The sequence below is a fragment of the Kytococcus aerolatus genome (assembly GCF_900187395.1).
Lineage (GTDB): Bacteria > Actinomycetota > Actinomycetes > Actinomycetales > Dermatophilaceae > Kytococcus > Kytococcus aerolatus.
The window spans coordinates 490,148-500,894 of record NZ_FYEZ01000002.1 but is presented as its reverse complement, the minus strand read 5'-3'; the positions used below and the strand labels follow the sequence as shown (position 1 = coordinate 500,894).

Annotated in this window: 10 protein-coding genes; all 10 read right to left on the bottom strand. The window is 72.4% G+C overall.

The genetic code is table 11. The annotated features are described in order from the left end of the window. Positions 1 to 236 precede the first annotated feature (236 nt). The gene (gene tyrS, locus CFT82_RS09365) at positions 237 to 1,556 is read right to left on the bottom strand and encodes a tyrosine--tRNA ligase (protein ID WP_407656032.1); all 1,320 of its coding nucleotides are present in this window, start codon (positions 1,554 to 1,556) and stop codon (positions 237 to 239) included. A 114-nt stretch (positions 1,557 to 1,670) separates the two neighbouring features. Then, positions 1,671 to 2,471 (bottom strand): SDR family NAD(P)-dependent oxidoreductase, encoded by an 801-nt coding sequence (locus CFT82_RS09360; protein WP_088818813.1) that lies wholly within the window; start codon positions 2,469 to 2,471, stop codon positions 1,671 to 1,673. Continuing rightward, positions 2,464 to 4,995 (bottom strand): phenylalanine--tRNA ligase subunit beta, encoded by a 2,532-nt coding sequence (pheT, locus tag CFT82_RS09355; RefSeq protein WP_088818812.1) that lies wholly within the window; start codon positions 4,993 to 4,995, stop codon positions 2,464 to 2,466. Before pheT ends, CFT82_RS09360 begins: the two co-directional genes overlap by 8 nt. Next, positions 4,995 to 6,086, bottom strand: a complete 1,092-nt coding sequence (gene pheS, locus CFT82_RS09350; RefSeq protein ID WP_088818811.1) for a phenylalanine--tRNA ligase subunit alpha — start codon at positions 6,084 to 6,086, stop codon at positions 4,995 to 4,997. The genes pheT and pheS overlap by 1 nt, the downstream gene beginning before the upstream one ends. 23 nt (positions 6,087 to 6,109) lie before the next feature. Next, positions 6,110 to 6,931: a TrmH family RNA methyltransferase gene (locus tag CFT82_RS09345; protein WP_088818810.1), complete on the bottom strand. Its 822-nt coding sequence runs from the start codon at positions 6,929 to 6,931 to the stop codon at positions 6,110 to 6,112. Positions 6,932 to 6,960: 29 nt separating this feature from the next. Continuing rightward, positions 6,961 to 7,455, bottom strand: a complete 495-nt coding sequence (gene rplT, locus CFT82_RS09340; RefSeq protein WP_088818808.1) for a 50S ribosomal protein L20 — start codon at positions 7,453 to 7,455, stop codon at positions 6,961 to 6,963. 51 nt (positions 7,456 to 7,506) lie between these two features. Beyond that, the gene (gene rpmI / locus CFT82_RS09335; protein ID WP_088818807.1) at positions 7,507 to 7,701 is read right to left on the bottom strand and encodes a 50S ribosomal protein L35; all 195 of its coding nucleotides are present in this window, start codon (positions 7,699 to 7,701) and stop codon (positions 7,507 to 7,509) included. Between the two features lie 80 nt (positions 7,702 to 7,781). Further along, complete coding sequence (gene infC, locus CFT82_RS09330; RefSeq protein ID WP_234994382.1) at positions 7,782 to 8,393, bottom strand: translation initiation factor IF-3; 612 nt, start codon at positions 8,391 to 8,393, stop codon at positions 7,782 to 7,784. Between the two features lie 298 nt (positions 8,394 to 8,691). After that, positions 8,692 to 10,089 carry a HisA/HisF-related TIM barrel protein gene (locus CFT82_RS09325; protein WP_088818805.1) on the bottom strand — a complete coding sequence of 466 codons (1,398 nt, stop codon included), beginning with the start codon at positions 10,087 to 10,089 and terminating at the stop codon, positions 8,692 to 8,694. Further along, positions 10,086 to 10,712: a hypothetical protein gene (locus CFT82_RS09320; protein ID WP_088818803.1), complete on the bottom strand. Its 627-nt coding sequence runs from the start codon at positions 10,710 to 10,712 to the stop codon at positions 10,086 to 10,088. Before CFT82_RS09320 ends, CFT82_RS09325 begins: the two co-directional genes overlap by 4 nt. Positions 10,713 to 10,747 lie beyond the last annotated feature (35 nt).

Below are 10,747 nucleotides of genomic sequence, written 5' to 3'. Positions count from 1 at the left end.
CCGAACCACCAACCACGCTGAGCTCTTCACTCACCCGCAGCCACCCGGCCGGGCAACGAGGAGGAACAATACACACACCCCAGCCCCAACGCAAAGTGCGCCAGTTCAGATCCCCTCAATCGTTGGGATCCCGGGAAATTCTGAGCCGGTGCAGCATGACGAGGGGACGAGTGAGGGCCCCGATCCGCGGATCGGGGCCCTCACTCGTCGTCGTCCACCTCCCGTGGACGACGGGGTCAGGCGGGGTCGGAGGTCACGCGCGCGGCCGCCATGTTCTTCCGGCCGCGCTTCACCACCGCGACCCGCTCCCCCAGGAGGTCGCCCTCCTCGAGGGCACCGTCGGCGCTCACGGTCTCCCCGTTCACGGAGATGGCCCCCTCGGCCAGGAAGCGCTTGGCACTCTTGCGCGAGTCAGCCAGTCCGGTCGCCACCACGACGTCCACCCACGTGTCCCCCAGCCGGACCTCGGCTCCCTCGAGCTCCCGGGTGGCGTCGAGGATCGCGTTGACCGGGACCTCGCGCAGCGAGCCCTTCCCGAAGAGGGCAGCGGCAGCGACCTCCACGTCAGCCGTGGCCTGCTCACCGTGCACCATGGCTGTCATCTCCCGGGCCAGAGCCCGCTGCGCGGCGCGCTTGAAGGGCTCCGCCTCCACCTGTGCCGCCAGCTCGTCGATCTGCTCCCGCGTGAGGAAGGTAAAGAGCTTGAGGTACTCCACGACCTTGACGTCCTCGGCATTGAGCCAGAACTGGAAGAAGGTCCAGGCGCTCGTCATCTCCGGGTCCAGCCAGATGGCGTTGCCCTCCGACTTGCCGAACTTCTTGCCCGTGGAGTCGGTGACGAGCGGGCTCGTGATGGCGTGGACGCTGCGCCCCTCCTTGCGGTGGACGAAGTCCACCCCGGCCATGAGATTGCCCCACTGGTCCTGGCCACCGATCTGCAGCTGCACCCCCTCCTGGATGTGCAGGTGCCAGTAGTCGTAGCCCTGGAGGATCTGGTAGCTGAACTCCGTGTAGCTGATGCCCTGCTCGGACTCGAGGCGCGCGCTCACGGAGTCCTTCTTGAGCATCTGGTTCACCCGGAAGTGCTTGCCGACGTCCCGCAGGAAGTCCAGCGCGCCCAGCCCGGAGAACCAGTCGAGGTTGTTGACCAGGCGAGCGGCGTTCTCCCCCTCGAAGCTCACGAAGGGACGCACCTGGTCGGCGATGCTCTGGACCCAGCCGGCCACCACCTCGGGATCGTTGAGGGTCCGCTCGGAGGTGGGGCGCGGATCCCCGATGAGGCCGGTGGCGCCACCGACCAGGACCACCGGGTGGTGGCCGGCTTCCTGGAGTCGGCGCATCAGGCACAGCTGGACGAGATGACCGACGTGCAGCGACGCCGCCGTGGGGTCGCAGCCCAGATAGAAGGTGACCGGCCCCTCGTCCATGAGCTGGTGGAGCTCCTCGAGGTCCGTGGTGTGGGACAGCAGTCCACGCCACTGCAGCTCCTCCAGAACAGCGCCACCACGTGCGCTGGGGGCCTGACGGTCATCAGTCGGGGCAGTCACAGGCAACACTGTGCCACACGGCGCGCTGCCACCGATCAGGGGTGCGGGGACGCTCGGAGCCCGCCCCCCCCCCATCCCGCCGGGGCCCGCTCGCCTGGCTGCTTCGTCCCGACCGAAGCCGCCTCAGGCCAGCGGGTCCTCGGGGCCGTAGGGCTGCAGGACGAGGGTGCGGTCAGCCGGTGCGAGCTGGTCGGCCGCCTCCTGCAAGGTCTCCACCGCGTCCGCACCGGCCCGGACCATGCGGCCGGCCCAGGCGTCCAGGTCCCCGGAGCCCAGGGCGAGGACCAGCTCGACGACCTCCTCCGGCTCGGTCCAGTCGGTCCGGCCCTCGTGCATCGGCATGCCGCCGGTCATGTCCGTCCGCACCACCCCCGGAGCCAGGTCGAAGGCGAGCAGTCCGTGCGGCGCACCGGCCAGGGTCGTGGACCCGGTGATGCGGGAGAGCGCCGCCTTGCTGGCGGAGTAGGCCGGATAGACCTCCGAGGCCCGGGTGCCGGAGCCGGAGTTGAGGTTCACGATGCGCCCGCCGCCGGCCGCGATCATCCGCGGCGCGAGCGCGTGGACGAGGAGCATCGGGGCGGTGGTGTTCACCTCGATGACGCGCCGGAGCTCGGCGGGGTCGACCTCCCACAGGGGGCGCTCCGCCTCGATGACCCCGGCCACGAGCACCGCCAGGCCGAGACCGCCCCGCGCCTCCCAGGCCTCCGCCACGACCTCGGGGATCCGCTGGACGTCCGTGACCTCCAGGAGGTGGGTCGACACCTGGGCGCCCCACGCCCCGCACTCGGCGGCCACCGGTGCCAGCGCCTCGGGGGCACGGCCGGTGAGCGCCAGGTCGTAGCCCGCCCGGGCGAGCCCCCGCGCGACCTGGGCGCCGATGCCGCGGGTCGCTCCCACGACGAGAGCCGTGGGTCGCTCAGCCACGGTGCTCCGCCCCCAGCTCGTCGACGGCGCGAGCGATCGCGGCGTCCCGGGCGGTGTTCACCTCGTCGCCGGTCAACGTGCGATCAGGCGCCCGGAAGGTGAGCCGCCAGGCCGTGCTCACCCGGCCCTCGCCGACCTGCTCGCCGCTGTACCGGTCGAACATCTCGACCGACTCCAGCAGCTCGCCCGCTCCCTCGCGGAGCACCTCGGCGATCCGCCGCGCGGGCACGGAGACATCGGTCACCAGGGCGACGTCCACGTACGACTGCGGCTGGTCCGAGAAGTCCACGTGCGTGGAGACCTCCGGGCTCCGGGAGATCAGGAGGTCGGCGTCGACCTCCCAGGCCACGGTGCGCTCCGGCAGCTCCAGGCCCGCCACGAGCTGCGGGTGCAGCTCGCCGGCGTAGCCCAGCGTGGTGCCGTCCTCCAGCACGATCCGGGCGCAGCGCCCCGGGTGCCAGGGGGCGCGCTGCGCCTGCTCCAGGCCGACGGGGACCTGCAGCCGTCGAGCCACGGTGAGGACCTGCTCCACCGCGTCGGACCAGTCCGCCCGGCGGGCACCACCCCACCAGCCCTGTCGCTCCCACTCACCGGCGATGATCGCCGCCGCGTGGTGGGGCTGCGGCGGCACGGCAACCGCCAGCTGCTCCAACATCTCCGCAGAGGGCTCGACGCCCACCTCCTGCACCGGGGCGACGGCGTCCCCCGAGGTGCCGAAGACCCGCCCGAGCTCGTAGACCGCCGACGAGCGCTGCCCCCGGGCCAGGTTGCGACGGACCACCGCCACCAGGGTCTGCAACAGCTCGGTGCGGAGGAAGGGCTCCTCGGCCGACAGCGGGTTGTGCAGCCGCAGGGCCTCCCGCCGCGGGTCGTCCTCCGGGTAGCCCAGGGCGTCCCACCGGTCCGCCGAGGTCATCGGCAGGGTGACCGCCTGGTGGAGGCCCGCGTCGGCCAGCAGGTCCGCCAGGATGCGGCGGCGCCGCTGGGCCGTGGTGAGGCCGCCACCACCGGGAGCCTGGGGCAGCACCGACGGGATCTGGTCGTAACCCTCCAGCCGGGCGACCTCCTCCACCAGGTGCGCGGGACCGGTGAGGTCCGGTCGCCAGGTCGGGGGCGTCACCGTCACGGTGCCGTGCTCCGAGGTGCCCGTCGCCCCCTCGATCCGGCAGCCGATCTGCCCCAGGCGTCCCAGCACCGTCTCCCGGGGGTAGTCCACCCCGACGAGACGGGAGGGAAGACCGGTGTCGAAGGCGAAGCCCTCCGGCTCCACCGTGTCGTCCACCTCGGTGAAGGCCGCCTCAGCCGTGCCACCGCCGTGCTCGACCAGCAGGTCGACGGCCAGCTGGGCAGCAGCGGGCGCGACCCCCGGGTCCACCCGGCGCTCGTAGCGCTTCGAGGCGTCGGAGACCAGGCGGTGGCGTCGCGCCGTGCGGGCCACGCTCACCGCGTCGAAGTGCGCCGACTCGAGCACGACGTCGGTGGTTCCCTCACCGACCTCGGAGTGCTTGCCACCCATCACGCCGGCCAGCGCGACCGGACGTCCGCCGGAGGTGATGACGAGGTCCTCCGCGTCGAGGACGCGCGTCTTGTCGTCCAGGGTCACGAGCTCCTCCCCCGGCTCGGCCCGCCGCACGGTGATGCCCGTGGACACCGCCGCGGCGTCGAAGGCGTGCAGCGGCTGCCCCAGGGCGAGCATCACGTAGTTGGTGACGTCGACGACCAGGCCGTGGGTCCGGACACCGGCGTCCGTGAGCCGCTTGGCCATCCAGCGCGGCGTGGGGGCCTGCGGGTCCACGCCCCGCACCGTCCGGACGATGTACCGGTCGCACCCGGGAACGCCCCGGATCGGGGAGGCGTCCTCGAGCACCACGGGCAGACCGGGACCGGCGGGCTCGTCCACCGGGAGGTCAGCCGGGTCCCGGAAGCTGCCACCCGTCACGTGGGCGTACTCCCGGGCCAGCCCGCGCAGACTCATCGCGTACCCGCGGTCCGGGGTGACGTTGACCTCGATCGTCTCGGAGTCCAACCCCAGCAGGGGCAGGGCGTCCGTCCCAGGCTCGAGATGGGCGGCCTCGGCCCCGAGGAACTCCGGCAGGACGATGATCCCGTCGTGCTCGTCCCCCAGCCCCAGCTCGCTGGGCGAGCAGATCATGCCGGCCGAGAGGTGACCGTAGGTCTTGCGCTCGGAGATCGCGAAACCACCCGCCAGGACGGCGCCCGGCAGGGAGACCACGACGAGATCGCCGGGCCCGAAGTTGTGGGCGCCGCAGACGATGCCCTGCGGCTCCCCGGTGCCATTGGCCTCCCCCACGTCGACCTGGCACCAGTTGATCGTCTTGCCGTTCTTCTGCGGCTCCGGCTCCGCCGAGAGCACACGCCCCACGACCACCGGGCCGGTGATCATCTCCGCTCCCAGGGACTCCTCCTCGAAGCCCACGGACACCAGGGCCTGTGCCACCTCGGCGCCGGTGGTGCCCGGCTCGAGGTCGACATACTCGGCCAGCCAGCTGATCGGGATGAGCATCAGACCTCCACCGTGAAGTTCGTGTTGAAGCGCGCGTCACCCTCGACGAGATCGCGCAGGTCACCGACCTGGTTGCGGAAGATCATGGCCCGCTCCACCCCCATGCCGAAGGCGAAGCCGGAGTAGACCTCCGGGTCGAGGCCGCACGCCCGCAGGACGTTCGGGTTGACCATTCCGCAGCCACCCCACTCGATCCAGCCCGTCCCGCCGCAGGTCCGGCAGGAAGCGTCCTCCCCCCGGCACACGGTGCACAGGAAGTCCATCTCGGCGCTCGGCTCGGTGAACGGGAAGAAGTTGGGCCGCAGCCGGGTCGTGATGCCCTCGCCGAAGAGCTCCCGGGCGAAACGGTCCAGGGTCCCCTTCAGGTGCGCCATCGTGAGGCCCCGGTCCACCGCCAGTCCCTCGATCTGGTGGAAGACCGGCAGGTGGGTGGCGTCGATCTCGTCGGTGCGACCGACCTTGCCCGGGACAGCGACGTAGAGCGGGGCACCGCGCTCCAGCAGGGCACGCGCCTGCACCGGGGAGGTGTGGGTCCGGATGACGAGATTCCGCTCCGGCGGCTCCACGTAGAAGGTGTCCGCCTCGGCACGGGCCGGGTGGTCGGCGTCGAAGTTCAGGGCGTCGAAGTTGAACCACTCGGCCTCGACCTCGGGCCCCTCGGCGATCTCCCAGCCCAGCCCCACGAAGATCTCCGACATGCGCTGGAGCATGAGCTCCACCGGGTGCCGGGAACCCACCGGGCGCCGTGCCGGGACGGCGGTCACGTCGACCGTCTCCTCGCGCAGGATCTGCTCGGCGCGCTCCGCCTGGAGGACCTCCTCGCGCTGCGCCAGCACCTGGCCGACCCGCCCCTTGGCCTGGCCGACGATGCGGCCGGCGTCCTTCTTCTGCTCCTTGGGCAGCTGCCCGATGCTGCGGTTCGCCAGCGAGAGCGGCGCCCGGTCCCCCAGGTGCGCCAGCCGGGCCTGCTTGAGCTCCTCCAGCGTGGACGCGGCCGCGAAGGCCTCGACGGCCTGCTCGACCAACTGGTCGACGGCCTCCTGCGTGATCTCGGGCGGCTGCGCCTCGGCGGTGGGATCCTGGCTCGACATGAGCCGCATCCTACGCAGCCGGCTCAGCGCCTGCCCGGGTCCATCGCCGAGGCGTACAGGCACACGGCCGCGGCCGTCCCCAGGTTGAGCGACTCCGCCCGCCCGTAGAGGGGCACCGCCACCCGCAGGTCACAGGCGTCCCGCTCGACGGGATCCAGCCCCCGGGCCTCGTTGCCCATCACCCACAGGTGCGGTCCCGCGAGCTCTGCTGCCGGCAGGAGCGTGTCCGCGTACCCGTCGGCGGCCAGAAGGCGCTGCGGGTGCTCCGCGGCGCGGGCGGCCGCCAGGAGCTCGGCGAAGGGCACCCCCGTGGCCACCGGCAGGTGGTGCAGGGAGCCGGCCGTGGAACGGACCACCTTCGGGTTCGTCACGTCCACCGAGGAGTCGGTGACCACGACGCACGCCGCCCCCGCAGCGTCCGCGGCGCGGATGACGGTCCCGAGGTTCCCCGGGTCGCGGACCTCGGAGAGGACGACGCCGAAACCCTTCTCCCCCACCCTGCCCAGCGCCTCGACCAAGGGGGGCGGCTGCCAGCGGGCCACGGCGACGATGCCGGCCGGGGTCTGCGCGTCGGCCACGGTCCGCACGACCTCGTCAGCCACCAGGTGGGCGTGCACGGGCGTGCCGGCGAGCAGGTCCCCGAACTCCGGTGCCCCCGCCAGGAACTCCGCGGTGAGGAAGACGTCCTGCGCCCGCTCCGGCTCCCAGACGAGCAGCTCACGGACGCACTGCGGCCCCTCCACGAGGTAGTGCCCCGAGCGTCGACGCGCAGAACGCCGACCCAGCCCCGCAGCCGCCCTGACCCGCGACGACGTGGGAGTCAGCGGGGAGGGTGTGGGCTGCATGGGCGGGTCGGCGCTCTGGGAGGAGAGGATCAGTCGTTGCGCGCGGCGACGTTCTCGGCCTGCTGGACGGCCTCGACGGAGGCGGCGTCACCCGACTGGGCGGCAGCCTCGGCGGCCTTCTGGCCCTGCGGCGCGGCACCGGCGGTGGCCGTCTCGTCGCCCTTGACGGCGGGGACGTTCGCACGGGAGATCTCGACCAGGGCGGCGAAGGCCGCCGGGTCGTGGACGGCCATCTCGGCCAGCATGCGACGGTCGACCTCGACCTCGGCGATCTTCAGACCCTGGATGAACCGGTTGTAGGTCATGCCGTTCGCACGGGCCGCCGCGTTGATGCGCTGGATCCAGAGGCGACGGAAGTCGCCCTTCTTGTCCTTGCGGTGCTCGAACGAGTAGACCAGCGAGTGGGTGACCTGCTCCTTGGCCTTGCGGTACAGGCGCGAACGCTGACCGCGGTAGCCGGAGGCGCGCTCGAGGACGACCCGGCGCTTCTTGTGGGCGTTGACTGCCCGCTTCACACGTGCCACGTGGAAACTCCTTGCTCAGATGGGGGGAAAGTTCAGGGGATCAGACGCTGGTCAGAGACCGAGCAGCTTCTTGATCTTCTTCTCGTCGGCCTTGGCGACCACGACGTCGTTGGCCAGACGGCGGGCGTCCGCGGACGAGCGCTCCTGGAACTTGTGGACGTGGCGAGCACGCTGGCGCATGATCTTGCCGCTGCCGGTCACGCGGAAGCGCTTCTTGGTGCCCGAGTGGGTCTTGTTCTTCGGCATGTGCCGATCCCTTCGTGTCGTGCTGACAGGTTCATGAGGACGCGGACCCGCTGTGGTCCGCGTCCGGGAGGAGCGGGTCCTCAGTCCTCGGTGGTCGACGACTCGGTCGTCTCCGCGGGAGTCGGGGCAGCCTCCTGAGGGGCCTCGCCGCCCGCGGCGGGAGTCTCCTCGTCGCGACGCTCCCGCTTCTTGTCCTCACGGTTCTTGCGGCGCTCGGCCTGCGCCTGCGCCTTGCTCCGCGTGGAGCCGAGGACCATGGTCATGTTGCGGCCGTCCTGCTTCGGGCGGGCCTCGACCACGCCCAGCTCCTGGACGTCCTCGGCCAGCCGCTGCAGGAGGCGGAACCCCAGCTCGGGCTTGGACTGCTCACGACCACGGAACATGATCGTGACCTTCACCTTGTCGCCCGCCGTGAGGAAGCGCTCCACGTGACCCTTCTTGGTCTCGTAGTCGTGCTGGTCGATCTTCGGCCGGAGCTTGATCTCCTTGATGACCGTGTTGACCTGCTTCTTCCGCGACTCACGGTCCTTCATGGCGTTCTCGTACTTGAACTTGCCGAAGTCCATGAGCTTGGCGACCGGGGGCTTGGCCATCGGTGCGACCTCCACCAGATCGAGATCGGCCTCCGCTGCCAGACGCAGTGCGTCCTTCACACGGACGATGCCGACCTGCTCACCGTTGGGGCCGACCAACCGCACCTCCGGAACCCGGATGCGGTCATTGATGCGAGGCTCGCTGATGTGCTTCTCCTTCGTCGATGAGAGGTGGCCCGAGAAACCAAAAGGGCCTCTCGAACCGAGAGACCCTGGACCGACGCCGATGCTGCGGGCGCCCACCACCTGCACACCGTGGACGATCCCCACGGCACGTGGGGAGACGCGACACGACCCGGCGGGTGCGTGACCCACGCACCTCAGGCGGTCCGTAGGTGGAGACAAGGTCTCGCTTCAGCAAATCAGGATAGCAGAGGATCCCGTCCCGGCACCAGCGTCACCGGACGGGGGTCACCATCACCGCATCCAGGCGGGACCGGACCTCCGGGTCGCCCACGGCCTCCGCCACCAGACCGGCGGCCTCCGTCTCCCCCACCGGGCCACGGATCCCGACGACGAGCGCTCCCTGCTCGTCGGTCCGCAGGAGCACCCCCTCCACCCGCGGGTGCTCCTTGAGGCGGCGCAGGGCGTCCACCACCACCGGGTCCTCGCTGGGGCGACACCAGACCATCCCCCGGGCCGCCGCGCTGACCATGGACGGACGCACCACGCGGGGGGTGGACCCGGGGTCCAGGACCAGCGCCTCGACGCCGTCCTCGACGGCAGCCTGCGCCGCCTGCGCACCGCGCACCGGGACCGGGCGGGCCTCGGACCGCCACCGGGGGACGGCGTCGGCCGAGGTGAAGACCGGGAGGGCCGTCCACCCCTCGGGCGTCGTCACGTGCGCAACCGCCATGTCGGCCGCGTCGGCCCCCTCCTCCGCCAGCAGGGCGACGAACACCCGGGCCGGACCCAGCGCCTCGACCAGCGCGGCATCGTCCTGCCCCGGGTCGGCCAGCCGCGGGTCCACCTCACCAGTGTCGTCGTCGAACTCCCCGGCTCGCACCTCCCGCCCGGCCCAGGGCACGCCGGCCGAGTCCGCAATCGCCCCGGCGGTCGGGCCGGCGATCTCCGCCAGCAGGTCCTGGCTGCGCCCCAGCTCCACGGCCCCCGCATAGAGGGAGGCCCCGAGGATCGCCTCGGCGACAGCGGGACCGTGCGGGCCGCGCAGGCTCGAGAGCTGGACGAGGTCGCCGGTGCTCCCGACCCCACCGGAGGCGACGATCACCCCCTCCAGGCGCTCGGCAGCGTGCCGCAGAGCGCTCAGGTCCGGGCCGGTGCGTCGACCGTCGGCCGCAGCCGAGGCCACGACCCAGCGCCGCGCCCCCAGCCCGGCGATCCGGCCCAGGAGCTCGTCGCGGTGCCCGAGGTCACCCCGGCGCCCGCGTGCCACGACGCGCTCCCCCAGCAGGTCGATGCCGATCTGCACCCGGTCGTCCCACTCCCGCAACCACTCCAGCGCGGCGGGGGCGTCCGCCCAGACCCCGGAGGAGACGGTGACGGCCGTGGCCCCCCAGGAGAGGGCCCGCTCGACGTCGGCGGGGGCCAGGACACCCCCGGAGAGCTCCACGGGAACCCCTGCCCTCGCGACGATCTCCCGCACCAGGGCGTCGTTCTGGCCCGTGCCGTGCGCACGGTCCAGGTCCACGAGGTGGATCTGGCGCGCCCCCTGCGCCACCCAGTGCTCCACCGCGGCCCGGGGCTCGGCCAGCGGGGACCCGGGGTCCGCCTGTGCGGTCCTACCGGCCGTGAGGTCGACGGCCGCCCACAGGCGCAGCGGGACACGGGCCCTCATCGGCCGGCCTCCTCGTCGCGCTCGACAAGCCGGTCGCTGAGCACCTGCTTGAAGCGCTGCACCTCCCGGGGGTCCGGCTCCACCACCAGCCCGTGGGAGAACTCCACCTGGCGGCGGGCGACCGCCGGCTCGGGCAGGCCCAGCACCATTGCCAGACGCATGCCCAGCTCCCCGGCACCCGACCCGACGGCCCGGCGCCTGGCGATGAGGGCAGCCAGCTCGTCCGCCTGCTCGGGCACGCCGGCAGCCGCGGTCATGTACCGCGGCCCGCAGGTGGGCAGCTCCCCGAGGGAGCGAGGGCCGACCCCCGGCTGGACGGCCACCCAGTGGACCTCGTCCCCCGGCTGGTCGGCCGCGGCCACGACCACCACCCCCTCCCGCTCGGTCAGGGCGACGACCGGTCGGTGCTCGTCCGGGACCACCCGGGAGAGGATCAGGCCGACCGCGTCCCCGTACGGCCCCAGCCCGGCCGGCAGCTCCAGGGGACGCACCAGCGTCCACCCGTCCAGAGCGACCACCTCGGCGCTCACCACGCCCCCGACCAGCCAGGCCGCCACGCCCTCCGGGTCGCCGGAGAACCACAGGACCCCGTGGGCAGGGCGCGAGGCGTCAGGGTCAACCATGCGGGCCATCCTACGAGCGGGAGCTCACCGGCCCG

Excerpts from the sequence above, each read along its gene's own strand:
- CFT82_RS09320 (WP_088818803.1), bottom strand. The coding sequence starts at position 10,712 with ATGGTTGACCCTGACGCCTCGCGCCCTGCCCACGGGGTCCTGTGGTTC.
- CFT82_RS09345 (WP_088818810.1), bottom strand. The coding sequence starts at position 6,931 with ATGCAGCCCACACCCTCCCCGCTGACTCCCACGTCGTCGCGGGTCAGG.
- CFT82_RS09325 (WP_088818805.1), bottom strand. The coding sequence starts at position 10,089 with ATGAGGGCCCGTGTCCCGCTGCGCCTGTGGGCGGCCGTCGACCTCACG.
- pheS (WP_088818811.1), bottom strand. The coding sequence starts at position 6,086 with ATGTCGAGCCAGGATCCCACCGCCGAGGCGCAGCCGCCCGAGATCACG.
- rpmI (WP_088818807.1), bottom strand. The coding sequence starts at position 7,701 with ATGCCGAAGAACAAGACCCACTCGGGCACCAAGAAGCGCTTCCGCGTG.
- pheT (WP_088818812.1), bottom strand. The coding sequence starts at position 4,995 with ATGCTCATCCCGATCAGCTGGCTGGCCGAGTATGTCGACCTCGAGCCG.